13 protein-coding genes are annotated in these 15,160 nt (G+C 67.2%); 9 read left to right on the top strand and 4 right to left on the bottom strand.

The features are described 5' to 3' along the window. The first annotated feature begins 60 nt into the window (after positions 1-60). The 7 genes from nuoL to CMV14_RS00895 all read left to right on the top strand — a co-directional run bounded on the left by nuoL (position 61) and on the right by CMV14_RS00895 (position 9,059). Positions 61-2,127, top strand: a complete 2,067-nt coding sequence (gene nuoL, locus CMV14_RS00925) for an NADH-quinone oxidoreductase subunit L (RefSeq protein ID WP_066965327.1) — start codon at positions 61-63, stop codon at positions 2,125-2,127. A 1-nt stretch (position 2,128) separates the two neighbouring features. Then, complete coding sequence (locus CMV14_RS00920; protein ID WP_066965324.1) at positions 2,129-3,652, top strand: NADH-quinone oxidoreductase subunit M; 1,524 nt, start codon at positions 2,129-2,131, stop codon at positions 3,650-3,652. Next, positions 3,652-5,091: an NADH-quinone oxidoreductase subunit NuoN gene (gene nuoN, locus CMV14_RS00915; protein ID WP_066965321.1), complete on the top strand. Its 1,440-nt coding sequence runs from the start codon at positions 3,652-3,654 to the stop codon at positions 5,089-5,091. The genes CMV14_RS00920 and nuoN overlap by 1 nt, the downstream gene beginning before the upstream one ends. Before the next feature lie 157 nt (positions 5,092-5,248). Then, positions 5,249-5,950, top strand: coding sequence for a biotin--[acetyl-CoA-carboxylase] ligase (locus tag CMV14_RS00910; protein WP_066965318.1), 702 nt, complete (start codon positions 5,249-5,251; stop codon positions 5,948-5,950). Between the two features lie 106 nt (positions 5,951-6,056). Then, a complete protein-coding gene (locus tag CMV14_RS00905) occupies positions 6,057-6,863 on the top strand; it encodes a type III pantothenate kinase (protein ID WP_066965315.1) in 807 nt (268 codons plus the stop codon). 183 nt (positions 6,864-7,046) lie between these two features. Beyond that, a complete protein-coding gene (locus CMV14_RS00900; RefSeq protein WP_066965531.1) occupies positions 7,047-8,648 on the top strand; it encodes a ribonuclease J in 1,602 nt (533 codons plus the stop codon). Positions 8,649-8,789: 141 nt separating this feature from the next. Continuing rightward, positions 8,790-9,059, top strand: coding sequence for a DUF1467 family protein (locus CMV14_RS00895; protein WP_066969135.1), 270 nt, complete (start codon positions 8,790-8,792; stop codon positions 9,057-9,059). Positions 9,060-9,095: 36 nt separating this feature from the next. On the opposite strand, the gene CMV14_RS00890 is transcribed toward CMV14_RS00895, so the two are convergent. From CMV14_RS00890 to metX, 3 genes are all read right to left on the bottom strand, one after another. Then, on the bottom strand, positions 9,096-10,748 hold the full coding sequence (locus tag CMV14_RS00890; RefSeq protein WP_066969133.1) for a M28 family metallopeptidase: 1,653 nt from the start codon (positions 10,746-10,748) through the stop codon (positions 9,096-9,098). 149 nt (positions 10,749-10,897) lie between these two features. Continuing rightward, positions 10,898-11,485, bottom strand: coding sequence for a methionine biosynthesis protein MetW (gene metW / locus CMV14_RS00885; protein ID WP_066969131.1), 588 nt, complete (start codon positions 11,483-11,485; stop codon positions 10,898-10,900). Next, positions 11,482-12,624, bottom strand: coding sequence for a homoserine O-acetyltransferase MetX (gene metX, locus CMV14_RS00880; RefSeq protein WP_066969129.1), 1,143 nt, complete (start codon positions 12,622-12,624; stop codon positions 11,482-11,484). The genes metW and metX overlap by 4 nt, the downstream gene beginning before the upstream one ends. A gap of 210 nt (positions 12,625-12,834) precedes the next feature. Here metX and hisC point away from each other — a divergent pair, with 210 nt between their 5' ends. Beyond that, positions 12,835-13,938, top strand: coding sequence for a histidinol-phosphate transaminase (gene hisC, locus CMV14_RS00875; RefSeq protein ID WP_066969128.1), 1,104 nt, complete (start codon positions 12,835-12,837; stop codon positions 13,936-13,938). Next, a complete protein-coding gene (locus tag CMV14_RS00870; RefSeq protein ID WP_066969126.1) occupies positions 13,938-14,843 on the top strand; it encodes a prephenate/arogenate dehydrogenase family protein in 906 nt (301 codons plus the stop codon). The genes hisC and CMV14_RS00870 overlap by 1 nt, the downstream gene beginning before the upstream one ends. 30 nt (positions 14,844-14,873) lie before the next feature. Here the strand turns inward: CMV14_RS00870 and CMV14_RS00865 are convergent, their stop codons facing one another. Then, positions 14,874-15,143 (bottom strand): hypothetical protein, encoded by a 270-nt coding sequence (locus tag CMV14_RS00865; RefSeq protein WP_066969123.1) that lies wholly within the window; start codon positions 15,141-15,143, stop codon positions 14,874-14,876. Positions 15,144-15,160: the final 17 nt, after the last annotated feature.

Here is a 15,160-nt window from a genome sequence, read left to right as displayed (position 1 = left end):
CGACTCTCTTGCGGCCCTGGCCTCCGCCGGGGCGACGCCTGTGGAAGGGGTCCCGCAGCGGTGATCACGCTTATCGTCTTCCTGCCCCTGCTCGCCGCGATCGTCGCGGGCCTCGGCAACCGCCTGATCGGCAATGTGCCGGCCAAGCTGGTCACCACCGGCGCGCTGTTCGCCTCCTGCGCGATGAGCTGGCCCGTGTTCATGGGTTTCATGACCGGTGAGCTGACCGCGCACGTCCATCCGGTGCTCACCTTCATCCAGTCGGGCGACCTTTCGGTCGACTGGGCGCTGCGCGTCGACACGCTGACGGCGGTGATGCTGGTGGTGGTGACATCGGTTTCCAGCCTCGTCCATCTCTACAGCTGGGGCTATATGGCGGAGGATCCGAGCCAGCCCCGCTTCTTCGCCTATCTGTCGCTGTTCACCTTCGCGATGCTGATGCTGGTGACGTCGGACAGCCTGGTGCAGATGTTCTTCGGCTGGGAAGGCGTCGGCCTCGCCTCCTATCTGCTGATCGGCTTCTGGTATCACAAGCCCAGCGCCAATGCCGCCGCGATCAAGGCTTTCGTGGTCAACCGGGTCGGCGATTTCGGCTTCTCGCTCGGCATCTTCGGCACCTTCCTGGTGTTCGGCACCGTCTCGATCCCCGAGATCCTGGCGGCGGCCCCCGGCTATGCCAATGCCTCGATCGGCTTCCTCGGCGCGCGCGTCGACCTGATGACCCTGCTCTGCCTGCTGCTGTTCGTCGGCGCGATGGGCAAGTCGGCCCAGCTCGGCCTGCACACCTGGCTGCCCGACGCGATGGAAGGCCCCACCCCGGTGTCGGCGCTGATCCACGCCGCGACGATGGTGACCGCGGGCGTGTTCATGGTCTGCCGCCTGTCGCCGATGTTCGAGGTCAGCGAGACGGCGATGCATGTCGTCACCTATGTCGGCGCCGCCACGGCGCTGTTCGCGGCGACGGTCGGCACCACCCAGACCGACATCAAGCGCGTCATCGCCTATTCGACCTGCTCGCAGCTCGGCTACATGTTCATGGCGGCGGGCGTCGGCGCCTATGGCGCGGCGATGTTCCACCTGTTCACTCATGCCTTCTTCAAGGCGCTGCTGTTCCTCGGCGCCGGCTCGGTGATCCACGCGATGCACCATGAGCAGGACATGCGCTATTATGGCGGCCTCAGGAAACATATCCCCTTCACCTATTGGGCGATGATGGCGGGTACCCTCGCGATCACCGGCGTCGGCATCGTCGGCGTGGCGGGCTTCGCGGGCTTCCACTCGAAGGATGCGATCATCGAGGCGGCCTTCGCCAACGGCTCGTCGTCGGGTGGTGTCGCCTATGCGGTGGCGGTGTTCGCGGCGCTGCTGACCAGCTTCTATTCGTGGCGGCTCGTCTTCCTGACCTTCTACGGCAAGCCGCGCTGGGCCGGCTCGGAGCATATCCAGCACGCCGTCCATGACGCGCATGGCCATGACCATCATGACGAGCCCGCACAGGAAGATGCCGGCCATGACCCGCATGCACATGCCGCGCATGACCACGGCCATCCGGCCGAGGGTGACGCGGGCTATCATCCGCACGAGAGCCCGGCGACGATGCTGATCCCGCTCGCGGTGCTGAGCGTCGGCGCGATCTTCGCGGGCTTCCTCTGGGCGCCCTATTTCATCGATTCGCACCATGGCGGCGCCTTCTGGGCGGGCAGCCTGGCCTTCGACGAGCATCTGATGCACGCGATGCACGAGGTGCCGTGGTGGGTGAAATGGTCGGCCACCATCGTCATGATCACCGGCTTCCTGATCGCGCTGTGGGCCTATGTGCTCGACCGCACGGTGCCGGCGCGCTTCACCGCGCAGTTCAGCGTGCTCTACGATTTCCTGCTGCGGAAATGGTATTTCGACGAGCTGTACCATGTGCTGTTCGTGGTCCCGGCCTTCTGGCTCGGCCGCTTCTTCTGGAAGAAGGGCGACCAGGGCACGATCGACCGCTTCGGGCCGAACGGCATCGCCGCTCTGGTCTCGGGCTCCGGGGCCTGGGCGCGCCGCGCGCAGACCGGCTATCTCTATACTTATGCACTGGTGATGCTGCTCGGCCTGGCCGCCGCCGCGACCTGGGCGATGGTGGGCTGATATGGGCTTTCCGATCCTAACCCTGATGATCGCGCTGCCGCTGGTGGCGGCGCTGGCCTGTCTGTTCGCGGGTGCCAGGGGTGCACGCTGGATCGCGCTCGCCGCGACCGTCCTCGATCTGATCCTCGGCATCCTGCTGTGGACCCGCTACGAGATCGGCGGGCCCCAATGGCAGTTCACCGAAAGCGTCGCGCTGTTCGGCCGCTTCGCCTGGGCGCTCGGCATCGACGGCATCGCGCTGCTGCTGATCGTGCTGTCGGTGTTCCTGATGCCGATCTGCATCCTCGCCTCCTGGGAGGCGATCGAGAAGCGCGTGCCCGAATATATGGCCGCCTTCCTGCTGATGGAGGCGCTGATGATCGGCGTCTTCGCGGCCCAGGACCTGTTCCTCTTCTACATCTTCTTCGAAGCCGGCCTGATCCCGATGTACCTGATCATCGGCATCTGGGGCGGCGCGGACCGCATCTACGCCAGCTACAAATTCTTCCTCTACACGCTGCTCGGATCGGTGCTGATGCTGATCGCGATGCTGTGGATGGTGAACGAGGCGGGCACCACCGACATCCCGACCCTGATGGCCTATGACTTCCCGGCCTCGGCGCAGACCTGGCTGTTCCTGGCCTTCTTCGCCAGCTTCGCGGTGAAGATGCCGATGTGGCCGGTCCACACCTGGCTGCCCGACGCGCACGTCCAGGCGCCCACCGCGGGCTCGGTGATCCTGGCCGGCGTGCTGCTGAAGATGGGCGGCTACGGCTTCATCCGCTTCTCGCTGCCGATGTTCCCGATCGCCAGCGCCGAGCTGATGTGGCTGGTGATGGGCCTGTCGATGGTCGCGGTGGTCGTCACCTCGCTGATCGCGCTGGTGCAGGAGGACATGAAGAAGCTGATCGCCTACTCGTCGGTCGCGCACATGGCCTTCGTCACCATCGGCCTGTTCGCCTTCAACCGGCAGGGGATCGAGGGCGCGCTGATGGTCATGCTCGGCCACGGCCTCGTCTCGGGCGCGCTGTTCCTGTGCGTCGGCGTGATCTACGACCGGATGCACACCCGCGAGATCAGCCGCTATGGCGGCCTTTCGAACAATATGCCCAAATATGCGCTGCTGTTCCTGCTGTTCACCATGGCGTCGGTCGGCCTGCCCGGCACCAGCAACTTCGTCGGCGAATTCCTGAGCCTGGTCGGCGCCTATGCGATCTCCTCCTGGGTGGCGCTGGTCGCCACCACGGGGATCATCACCGGCGCGGCCTATATGCTCTACCTTTACGCCCGGATCGCCTATGGCGCGCCCCGGACGCCGGAGGCCGCGGCGATGACCGATCTCACCCCGCGCGAGATGCTGATGCTCGTGCCGATCGCGCTCGCCACGCTGTGGATGGGCATCTATCCCGAAAGCTTCCTGGCGCCGATGCGCAACGATGTCGGCGCGGTCCTCGCCCGGCTCGCCCCCGCTGCACCCGAAAGCGACGCCAAGGTCGCCGTCGGCAAGGCCCCAACCGTATCTGCGCATGCGGAGGCGCACCACTGATGTCGATGACCGCATCGCTCGCCCTTACCGTTCCCGAGCTGATCCTTTCGATCGGCGCGATGCTGCTGCTGATGGTCGCGGCCTTCGGTGGCGACGGCCTGTCGCGCGCCATCGGCTGGGGCGCGGTCGCGCTGTTCGGCGCCGCCGCCTTTTCGCTCACCGGCCCCGCCGGCAGCGGCGGCCCGGGTTTCGACGGCCTCTACATCGCCGACAGCTTCGCCGCCTTCGCCAAGCTGCTCATCTATATCGCTGCCGCCGTATCGGTGATGGTCGCGCCGGGCTTCTTCAGCCGGGCGGGCGGCTATCGCGCCGAATATCCCATCCTGATCCTCTTCTCGGCGGTCGGCATGGGGATGATGGTGTCGGCGGGCGACCTGCTGACGCTCTATGTCGGTCTCGAGCTGCAGTCGCTCTCGGCCTATGTGCTGGCGGGCTTCCTGCGCGGCGACACCCGCTCGGCCGAAGCGGGGCTCAAATATTTCGTGCTCGGCGCGCTGGCCTCGGGCATCCTGCTCTACGGCATCTCGCTGCTCTATGGCTTCACCGGCACCACGCTGTTCGCGGGTCTGTCGGATGCCATGTCGAAGGAGATCGGCACGGGCACGATGTTCGGCCTGGTGTTCGTGCTGGCCGGCCTCGCCTTCAAGATCTCGGCGGTGCCGTTCCACATGTGGACCCCGGACGTCTATGAAGGCGCGCCGACCCCGGTCACCGCCTTCTTCGCCTCGGCGCCGAAGGTCGCGGCGATGGCGCTGCTGATGCGGGTGGCGGTCGAGGCGATGGGGTCGGCCACCGACTCCTGGCGCCAGATCGTGATCTTCTCGGCGCTCGCCTCGACGATCCTCGGCGGCGTCGCCGCGATCGGGCAGAGCAACTTCAAGCGGCTGCTCGCCTATTCGTCGATCAACAATGTCGGCTTCGCGCTGTTCGGCCTCGCCGCCGGCACCGCCGAGGGCGTCGCCGCGACGCTCACCTATATGGCGGTCTATGTCGCGATGACGCTGGGCAGCTTCATCTGCGCCCTGCAGATGCGCGATGCCGATGGCCGCCCGATCGAGACGATCGCGTCGCTGTCGGGCCTGTCGCGCAGCCGCCCCGGTCTCGCCGCCGCCTTCGCGATCTTCATGTTCAGCCTCGCCGGCATTCCGCCGCTGTTCGGCTTCTGGCCGAAATTCCTGGTGTTCGACGCGCTGGTCCGGGCGGGCTTCTGGCCGCTGGCGATGATCGGCATCGCGACCTCGGTGATCGGCGCCTTCTATTATCTGAAGATCGTCAAGACGATCTACTTCGACGAGCCCGCCGCCAACTATGCGCCGCAGGCCTCGCCGCTGGAGGGCGGGCTGATCGCGCTGGCGGCACTCGCCGTCTCACCGCTCGGCTATCTCGCCATCCCGCTGCTCGATGCCACCAGCATGGCGGCGGCCCGGTCGCTGTTTTGACCTTCAAGATCCTCCCCATCGCAGATGGGGAGGGGGACCGCGCCGAAGGCGTGGTGGAGGGGTGCGGCGCGCAGCGGTGCTTGCAGCGCCGACCCCTCCACCATCCGCTTCGCGGACGGTCCTCCTCCCCACGCTTCGCGCAGGGAGGATCTTTCCAGTGATCCACCACATCCCCTCCACCGGTTCGACCAACGAGGATATGCTGGCGCTGGCCCGCGACGGCGCGCCCGAGGGAAGCTGGCTGCGCGCCGGCACGCAGAGCGGCGGGCGCGGGCGGCAGGGCCGGCAATGGGTGTCGCCGCCCGGCAATCTCTACGCCAGTACGCTGGTCCGCCGCATGTCCGGCGATCCGCCGGCGCCCAGCCTCGCCATGGTCGCGGCGGTCGCGCTCGACGCGCTGCTCCAAGGCTGGTTGTCGACTGACCGGCTGGTGATCAAATGGCCCAACGACCTGCTGGCCGATGGCGCCAAGATCTCGGGCATATTGCTCGAAGGTACGGGCGACGCGGTGGTGGTCGGGATCGGCGTCAACCTGGCCCACCATCCCGATCTGCCTGATCGCCCGGCGACCAGCCTTGCCGTGCTCGGCCTGTCGGCGCCCGACCCGGCCGATTTCGCGCAGGACCTGGCGGCGAGCTTCGCCGCCTGGCTCGCGCGGTGGCGCAACGAGGGGCTGGGCGTGGTGCTCGCCCGCTGGCAGGCGCGCGCGCACCCGCCCGGATCGGCACTGCGGGTGAACGCGCCCGAGGGGGTGCTGGAAGGCCTCTATGAGGGACTGGAAAGCGACGGTGCGCTCCGTCTCAAAAGCGCCGATGGCCGGGTGCATGTGGTGCATGCCGGCGACGTCTTCCTGCTGTAGCTGTCGCTACACAGGCTTCTCGTGGCGTGATTTCGGAGCCGGCAGATGATTTCCATCTGTCTCGAAATCCCTCTATAGCCCCTGCCGGAAAGGGACGGGACCGCACATGCTGCTTGCGATCGACGCCGGGAATACCAATATCGTCTTCGCGCTGGTCGAGCCCGGATCGGGTCCGGGCCAGGCGGGCGGCGAGATCAGGGCGCGCTGGCGCATCGCCACCGATCCCCGTCGCACCGCCGACGAATATGCGGTGTGGCTGCACCAGTTGCTCCAGCTCGAAGGCTATGACCGCAGCGATATCGAAGCGGTGATCGTCGCGACGGTGGTGCCCCGCGCGCTCCACAATCTAGAGGTGCTGGCATCGAAATATTTCGGGGTGGACGCGCTGATCGCGGGGCGCCCGCCGGTCGACTGGGGGATCGTCCTCGATGTCGACGAGCCGCAGAATGTCGGTGCCGATCGCGCGGTCAACGTGATCGCGGCGCACACCCGCCATCCCGGCGACCTGATCGTGATCGACTTCGGCACGGCCACCACCTTTGACGTGGTCGATTATTTGGGGGCCTATAAGGGCGGGATCATCGCACCGGGCATCAACCTGTCGCTCGATGCGCTGGTGGCGGCGGCGGCCAAGCTGCCCCGCATCGCGATCGAGGCGCCCGAGAAGCCCAGCGTGGTCGGCCGCACCACCACCGATCAGATGCTGATCGGCATTTATTTCGGCTATGTCTCGATGATCGAGGGGCTGGTGGCGCGGATGAAGGCCGAGGTCGGGCGCCCGGCCAAGGTGATCGCGACCGGCGGCCTCGCCCCGCTGTTCGAACGGCATGTGAAGCTGTTCGACAGCATCGAGCCTGACCTGACCATCCAGGGGCTGGGGCTGATGTACGATCGGTACAAGGCGGCGAAGTAGAGGATTTCACGTCGTCCCGGCAGAGGCCGGGGCCGCAACGGATAAGAACGCAACGCCATCCCGGATGATGGCGGCCCCGGCCTCCGCCGGGGCGACGACATATCAGATTGGACAAATTACTACGTGACTACTCCCGGTAACGAACTGCTCTTCCTGGCGCTTGGCGGCTCCGGGGAGATCGGCATGAACGTCAATCTCTACGGCACCCAGGGCAAATGGGTGATGGTCGATCTCGGCCTTACCTTCGCCGATCCCGGCTATCCCGGGGTCGAGCTGATCCTGCCCGATCTCTCGTTCATCGAGGAGCGAGCCGAAGATCTGCTCGGCGTGGTGCTGACCCATGGGCATGAGGATCATATCGGCGCGATCCCCTATCTCGCCGCCGATCTCGGCGTGCCGCTCTACGCCACCCGCTTCACCGCCGCCCTGATCCAGGGCAAGCTCGACGAGGAGGGGATCGCCGACAAGGTGACCCTCAACGTCATCGAGAATGAGGGCAGCTTCCAGCTCGGCCCGTTCGGCTTCACCTATGTCCCGCTGGCCCATTCGATCCCCGAGGGCAATGCGCTGCTGATCGACACGCCGCACGGCCGAATCTTCCACACCGGCGACTGGAAGATCGACGAGGAGCCGCTGCTCGGCCAACCCTCCACCGCCGCGGAGCTGACCGCGATCGGCGACAAGGGCGTGCTGGCGCTGGTCTGCGATTCGACCAATGTGTTCAACGAAGAAGCCTCCGGCTCCGAGGCGGACGTCCGCAAGGGCCTCGACGAGGTGATTGCCGCCTGCAAGGCGCGCGTGCTGGTCACCACCTTCGCCTCGAACGCGGCGCGGCTCCAGACCTTGGGCGAGGTCGCGCAGGATACCGGCCGCAAGCTGTGCGTCGCCGGCCGTTCGCTCGACCGGATCATCCGCGTCGCCAAGGCCAGCGGCTATCTCCAGCATTTTCCGCCGCTGATCGATGTCGACGAGGCGATGAGCCTGCCGCCGCGTGAGGTGATGATCATCGCCACCGGCGGCCAGGGCGAGGCGCGCGCCGCGCTGTCGCGGATCGCCTTCGATAACCATCCGATCAAGCTGTCGGCCGGGGACACGGTCGTCTTCTCGTCGAAGCAGATCCCCGGCAACGAGATAGCGATCGGCCGCATCCAGAACGCGCTCGCCGCCAAGCGGATCGACATGGTCACCGATCGCCAGGCCGAGGTCCATGTCTCGGGCCATCCGGGTCGCCCCGAGCTCCGGGCGATGTACGAGTGGATCCGGCCGGAGATCATCCTGCCGGTCCATGGCGAGCTGCGCCACATGGCCGAGCAGGCACGCTTCGCCAAGGGGCTCGGCGTGCCCCACGGCATCGTCCAGTCGAACGGCACGGTCGTGCGGCTCGCCCCCGACGGGCCGGCGGCGATCGGCCATGAGCGGGTCGGCCGTCTCGTCCTCGACGGCGACGTGATCCTGCCCGCCGACGGCTCGACGATGAACGAGCGCCGCCGTACCGGTCTCTACGGCTATATCGGCGTCACCATAGCGCTCGACGGCAAGGGCCAGCTGCGGGGCGAGCCGTCGCTCCAGCTGCAGGGCGTGCCGGTCGAGGAAGACCGCGAGGATTTCCTCGCCGACGCTTGCGAGGCGGCGGCTGGGGCGGTGGCCAAGGCCGGCAAGGGTGGTGCCAGGAACGGCGGGGACGAGGCGAAGCTCAAGGAAGCCGTCCGCCTCGCCGTCCGCCGCCGGGCCACCGCCTGGACCGGCAAGAAGCCGGTGGTAGAGGTGGCGATCATCCGGATATGAGGTTCGGCATAAGCCCCTCCCCTTCAGGGGAGGGGTTGGGGTGGGGCCTCCGATCGGGCGCCACTCCTGGGGATAGGCCCCACCCCCATCCCCTCCCCTGAAGGGGAGGGGAGACACAGGCTCGGAGCAGGCAAGCCGATCATGCGCATCACATCGATCATCGCGATCTACCTGCTGTTCTGGTGGGGCTGCCTGTTCCTGGTGCTGCCCTTCCGGCTGCGCAGCAGCGCCGAGCCTGAGGCGCATGTCCCCGGCCAGGCCGAAAGCGCCACGCCGCGTTTCTCGGTGTGGCGCACGGTGCTGTGGACCACCGTGGTCGCGACCGTCCTGTTCGCGCTGTTCTATGTGAACTACGTCAATGGCTGGGTCACGGCCGACCTGTTCGATCTGACGCGCTACCGGGCACACTGAAAGTTCCTCCCCATCTGCGATGGGGAGGATCTTTATTTAAGGCCGCTTCGCCTTTTCCGCCTTCGGCGCGAAGGTGTCGCCGAAGAAATCCTTCGCATACCAGCGCGGCGGCACATCGGCGTCCGCCATGGCGCGCATGATCCGGTAGTTCGCCTCCGAGAATCGGGCGCCCTGATCCCACAGGATCTTCTGGTTCATGTCGTCGTCGGGGTGATGATAGGCGCCGTTCAGGAACGCGCCCCAATGCTTGTCGCCGCCATTGGCGAAGCCGGTGGCGAGGAAGACGGCGGGAACGCCCTGTTTCACGAACATATAATGGTCGGAGCGGACGAAGATGGTCTGCGCCGGCATCGGATCGGGCGACAGCGTGATGCCCATCGGCTCGACCGCCTTCGCGACGATCGGCCCCAGCGTCGAATGGTCGGCGCCGAAAGCGGTGACGTCGGTGAAGGGATAGAGCAGCAACGGCATGTCGAGATCGACATTGCCGACGATCGCCCTGATCGGCACGCCCGGGTGGCGCGCATAATAATCGGCGCCGAGCAGCCCCTTCTCCTCGGCGGTGGAGGCCAGGAAGATCAGCGAGCGGCGCGGCTTGTCCGGCGCGGTCGCGGCGGCGCGGGCGACCTCCAGCATCGTCGCGATGCCGGCACCGTTGTCGAGCGCCCCATTGTTGATCCGGTCGGTCTCGGGCTTGTCGCCGGGCCTGGCCGGCGTCACCCCGATATGGTCGAGATGCGCCGAGAGGACGACATATTCGGCCTTCAGCTTCGGATCGCTGCCGGGCAGGATCGCGATGATGTTCGGGCTGGTGACGCGCCTGGTGACGCTGTCGCTCCGGATGCGCGCCCTGGTCTTCAGCGCGAAGCCCTTGGGACGGCCGCCGGCCTTGTCGGCCATCGCGCGGATCGCCGCCAGCTTCTGCGGCGCACCCGCGAAAAGGGCCTGGGCGGCGGGTTCGTTCAGCGCGGCGGTGATGCGGATGCCCGGCGCCTCGTCATACGCCTTGCCGTCGGCGCCGACCCAGGCGAAGGCGGGCTCGTCGGCGAAATGGACCATCTGCGCCCAGGGCCGGGTCTTCATCGTCAGGTTGGTGCCGACCGAGAGCATCCCGATCGCGCCATGCGCCTGCGCGGCCTGGGCCTTGGTCGCCGCGGCATGGGCGGCCTCCTCGCTGGGCATGCCCTGCGGGAAGCCGCGCAGGGTGACGACGATCTTCCCCTTCACGTCGAGCCCGGCATAATCATTGATGCCGAGCAGCTTGTTCTCGATGCCGTAGCCGACGAACACCAGCGGCGCCGACAGGTCGAGATGCGGCTCGTTGGCGCTCAGCCCTACAAGCACGTCGGTGCCATGCGTCCAGCTCTGGCTGGCGCCGCCGGGGCCGGTGATCGTCACCTGGCCCGGTGTTTCGGCGAAGTCGGTCTGCTGGAAGGTGATGCGCTGATACCAGCCGCCATCGTCGCCGCCGGGCTTGAGGCCCAGCTCGGCGAAGCGGCTGGCGACATAGCGCGCGGCGATCTCATATCCCTCGCTGCCGGTGTCGCGGCCCTTGAGCAGGTCGTCTGCCAGGAAGCCGACCGTCGCCCGGAAGCGATCGGCGCTGAAGCTGGAATCGGCCGGCGGTTCGGCGGTGATGGCGATCGGGGTGGCGAGCAGGGCGAGCGCTGCGAGGCGGCTGATGATCATGACGCCAGACTTATCAGCGGGTGGGGCGATGTCCAGTGTTAGGCATGTAAGACAGTCCCATGTCGTCGCCCCTGCGGAGGCCGGGGCCGTAACAGGCTCCTGCCCCGATCACATCTCTTGCGGCCTCGGCCTCTGCCGGGGCGACGGGGTCAGCGTCGCAGCAGGAACACCGCATGTTCGGCGCGCAGGTTCGCCGCCGCTTCGCCGCGCCGCCGCGCGCCGGTCAGGAACCAGGCCTGCTCGACCGTGATACCGCGCTCCTTCACGAAGGCGCGGAAATCGTCGATCGTCAGCTGGTGGATGTTCTGGGTCTCGTACCAGCTCACCGGCAGCGCCGGGGTCACCGGCATCCGCCCGCCCCAGGCGAGGCTCAGCCGCACCCGCCAATAGGCGAAATTGGGAAAGGAGACGAAGGCGCGGCGGCCGATCCGCAGCAGCTCGGTCAGCACCTGGTCGGGCGCGCGCGCGGTCTGCAGCGTCTGGCTCAGTATCGCATAGTCGAAGGCGTTGTCGGGATAGTTGACCAGATCGGTATCGGCATCGCCCTGCACCACCGACAGGCCGCGCGTCACGGCGAGGCTGACGTTGCGCGGGTCGATCTCGATCCCGCGCGCGTCGCAGCCGCGCGCGCGCAGCACGTCCATCAGCTCGCCATCGCCGCAGCCCACGTCGAGCACGCGTGAAGCAGGTGCTACATGGTCGGCGATGATCGCCAGGTCGGGCCGCAATTCGCTCATCTTGTCTCGCCCGCGCGCAGGAAGCCATCGACCACCCGGTTGAGCTCGGGCACGTCGAGCAGGAAGGCGTCATGGCCGAACGGCGACGACAGTTCCATGAAGCTGACCGGCGCCCCGGCGGCGTTCAGGGCATGGACGATCGCGCGCGATTCGGCGGTGGGATAGAGCCAGTCGGTGTCGAAGCTGACGAGGCAGAAGCGGGTCTGCTTGCAGCCCGCGAAGGCGGTGGCGAGCAGCCCGCCATGCTCCTCGGCCAGGTCGAAATAATCCATCGCCCGGGTGATGTAGAGATAGGAGTTCGCATCGAACCGGTCGACGAAGCTGATCCCCTGGTGGCGCAGATAGCTCTCGATCTGGAAATCGGCGTCGAAGCCGAAGCTCTTGGCCCCGTTCTCCTTGCCCGGCCGCTTCTGCAGGCGCCGGCCGAACTTCTCGGTCAGCCCGGCCTCGCTCAGATAGGTGATGTGCGCCGCCATCCGCGCGACCGCAAGGCCGGCGGCGGGAGGATCGCCGGCCGCATAATAGTCACCGCCATTCCATTTCGGATCGGCCATGATCGCCTGGCGGCCGACCTCGTGGAAGGCGATGTTCTGCGCCGAATGGCGCGCCGCGCTGGCGATCACCACCGCCGATCGCACCCGATCGGGATAGGTCGCGGCCCATTGCAGAACCTGCATCCCGCCCATCGACCCGCCGACCACGGCGGCGAGCGTGTCCACGCCGAGATGATCGAGCAGCAGCGCCTGGGCGCGGACCATGTCGCGGATGGTGATGACCGGGAAGCGCATCGCATAGGGCGCGCCGGTCTTCGGATCGATCGTCGCGGGCCCCGAGCTGCCGAGGCAGGAGCCGAGCACATTCGCGCAGATGATGAAGTGTCGGGCCGGATCGATCGGCTTGCCCGCCCCCACCATCCGCGTCCACCAGCCCGGCTTGCCGGTGATCGGGTGCGCGGAGGCGACATGCTGGTCGCCGGTCAGCGCATGGCAGATCAGGATCGCGTTGGAGCCGTCGGCATTGAGCTGGCCATAGGTTTCATAGGCCACCGACACCGGCGACAGCCGCGCGCCGCCATCCAGCCGCAGCGGGCCGGCCAAGGTCACGGAACGGGCTAGGCCGAAGCGGGTGTCGTCGGTCATGGGAGCAGCGGCAATAAGGCCTGTGCGGGCAGGCTGCAATGGTGGAGGTGAGGCCAGGAAATGGTCGTCACCCCGGCGCAGGCTGGTCCATGTCTCTCACCGGCCAGATGGCATCTCGCGAGGAGGCAGACATGGATGCCAGCCTGCGCTGGCATGACGGTCAAAGGGGGAGCATTGCGACAAGGCGTTTTGGCTCCTAAAGCGCAGCCCATGACCAGCACCCTCGCACCCAAGCCCTGGATCGATGCGATCGCGCCTTATGTTCCGGGCCGGTCGACCACCGCTGACGGCCGCAAGGTCGCCAAGCTCAGCTCGAACGAGAATCCGCTCGGCACCAGCGAGGCGGCGAAGGCCGGCTTCCTCGCGGGCGTATCCTCGCTCGATCGCTATCCCGACGCCTCGGCGGCGGCGCTGCGCGAGGCGATCGCGAAGGCGCACGGGCTCGATCCCGCGCGGGTCATCTACGGCACCGGATCGGACGAGATCCTCCATCTCGCGGCGGGCGCCTATGCCGGTCAGGGCGATGAAGTCCTCTATGTCCGCTATGGCTTCTCGGTCTATCCGATCGCGGCCCGTCGGGTCGGCGCGGTGCCGGTCGAGGCACCCGATGCCGATTATGCCACCGACATCGACAGCCTGATCGCGCACATCACGCCCCGGACGCGGGTGATCTTCCTCGCCAATCCCAACAACCCGACCGGCACCTATTCGCCGGCCGCCGACATCGCCCGCCTCTATGCGGCGACTCCGGCCGATTGCCTGCTGGTGATCGACCAGGCCTATGCCGAATATCTGGAAGCGGCCGACGATGACGGCGCCTTCGCGCTGGCGCAGGACAGGCCCAATGTCCTCGTCACCCGCACCTTCTCGAAGATCTACGGCCTCGCCGCCGAGCGGATCGGCTGGGGCTATGCCAGCGCGCCGGTGATCGAGGCGATGCACAAGATCCGCGCACCGTTCAACGTCACCACCGCCGGCCAGCTCGCCGCGATCGCGGGCCTTGGCGACACCGGCTTCGTCGAGAAGAGCCGCGCCCACAATCTGAAGTGGCGGGGCTGGTTCGAAGGCGAGATCGCCAGCATGGGCAATAAGGGCCTGCGCGCGGTGCCGTCCAAGGCCAATTTCTCGCTGGTGCTGTTCGAGGGCAGGCTGACCGCCGAAGCCGCCTATGAAGGGCTGATGGAGGCGGGGTATATCGTCCGCTGGCTGCCGGGTCAGGGATTGCCGCATGCGCTGCGCATCACCATCGGCACCGAAGAGGAGATTCGCGGCCTCACCGCGGCGCTGCGCACGCTGGTCGAGGCGGCCGGCTGATGCTGCCTTTCGCACGGGTCACCATCATCGGGCTGGGGCTGATCGGCTCGTCGATCGCGCGCGCCGTGCAGGCGACGATGCCGACGGTGCGCATCACCGGCCATGATGCCGACGCGGACGTCCGCGAGCGGGTCCGCCAGCTCGGCTTCTGCGACGACGTCACCGACACGGCGGGCGCCTCGGTGGTCGATGCCGATCTCGTCATATTGTGCGTGCCGGTCGGCGCGATGGGCGCGGTCGGCGCGGAAATCGCCGACGACCTGCCCGCCGACGCGATCGTCAGCGATGTCGGTTCGTCGAAGGAAAGCGTGCTGACCGCCCTGCGCGCCGTGCTGCCGAGTGCCACGATCATCCCGGCCCATCCGGTCGCCGGGACCGAGAATAGCGGCCCGGACGCGGGCTTCGCGACGCTGTTCAACGGCCGCTGGTGCATCGTCACGCCGCCCGAGGGCAGCGAGCCGGCGGCGGCCGAGCGGATCGCCGAATTCTGGCGGCGGATCGGCGCCAATGTCGATGTGATGGACCCGAAGCATCATGATCTGGTGCTGGCCGTCACCAGCCACCTGCCGCACCTGATCGCCTACACCATCGTCGGCACGGCGTCCGACATGGAGGAAGTGACGCAGAGCGAGGTGATCAAATATTCGGCGGGCGGCTTTCGCGACTTCACCCGCATCGCCGCCTCGGACCCGACGATGTGGCGCGACGTGTTCCTCAACAACAAGGATGCGGTGCTGGAGATGCTGCAGCGCTTCACCGAGGACCTGACCGCGTTGCAGCGCGCGATCCGCTGGGGCGATGGCGACACGCTGTTCGAGCTGTTCACCCGCACCCGCGCGGTCCGCCGTTCGATCATCGAGCAGGGCCAGGACGACGCCAAGCCCGATTTCGGCCGTAGCCATTGATCCCCCTGCATTGGCAGGGAGGGCCTATGATCAATCCAGATCGAGCGCCGACAGCATGGTTTCGGCACGGCCGGAGCGGGTCTCGATCTGCCCCATCTCGGCAAGGCGGCTCAGCGCGGCGATGACGGTATCGCGCTTGGCGGCGAGCAGTTCGTGGCGCTCGTCTATCTGGACATGGCCGGCGAGCTTCAGCACCGCGCTCAGATCGAGCGTGACGTTGAGCGGTATGTCCTGCCAGTAACCCGAAAAGGCGGGGGGAGTACCGCCATCATAGCGGTTCAGTACGATCTGCGATTTCATGGGACTGTCCGGCTTTG

Source organism: Rhizorhabdus dicambivorans (assembly GCF_002355275.1).
GTDB classification, from domain to species: Bacteria; Pseudomonadota; Alphaproteobacteria; order Sphingomonadales; family Sphingomonadaceae; genus Rhizorhabdus; species Rhizorhabdus dicambivorans.
The sequence above is the reverse complement of the archived record's forward strand: the minus strand, read 5'-3'. Positions and strand labels throughout refer to the sequence as shown.

Excerpts from the sequence above, each read along its gene's own strand:
- CMV14_RS00920 (WP_066965324.1), top strand. The coding sequence starts at position 2,129 with ATGGGCTTTCCGATCCTAACCCTGATGATCGCGCTGCCGCTGGTGGCG.
- hisC (WP_066969128.1), top strand. The coding sequence starts at position 12,835 with ATGACCAGCACCCTCGCACCCAAGCCCTGGATCGATGCGATCGCGCCT.
- nuoN (WP_066965321.1), top strand. The coding sequence starts at position 3,652 with ATGTCGATGACCGCATCGCTCGCCCTTACCGTTCCCGAGCTGATCCTT.
- CMV14_RS00905 (WP_066965315.1), top strand. The coding sequence starts at position 6,057 with ATGCTGCTTGCGATCGACGCCGGGAATACCAATATCGTCTTCGCGCTG.
- CMV14_RS00895 (WP_066969135.1), top strand. The coding sequence starts at position 8,790 with ATGCGCATCACATCGATCATCGCGATCTACCTGCTGTTCTGGTGGGGC.
- metW (WP_066969131.1), bottom strand. The coding sequence starts at position 11,485 with ATGAGCGAATTGCGGCCCGACCTGGCGATCATCGCCGACCATGTAGCA.
- CMV14_RS00865 (WP_066969123.1), bottom strand. The coding sequence starts at position 15,143 with ATGAAATCGCAGATCGTACTGAACCGCTATGATGGCGGTACTCCCCCC.
- CMV14_RS00890 (WP_066969133.1), bottom strand. The coding sequence starts at position 10,748 with ATGATCATCAGCCGCCTCGCAGCGCTCGCCCTGCTCGCCACCCCGATC.
- CMV14_RS00900 (WP_066965531.1), top strand. The coding sequence starts at position 7,047 with ATGAACGTCAATCTCTACGGCACCCAGGGCAAATGGGTGATGGTCGAT.
- metX (WP_066969129.1), bottom strand. The coding sequence starts at position 12,624 with ATGACCGACGACACCCGCTTCGGCCTAGCCCGTTCCGTGACCTTGGCC.
- CMV14_RS00870 (WP_066969126.1), top strand. The coding sequence starts at position 13,938 with ATGCTGCCTTTCGCACGGGTCACCATCATCGGGCTGGGGCTGATCGGC.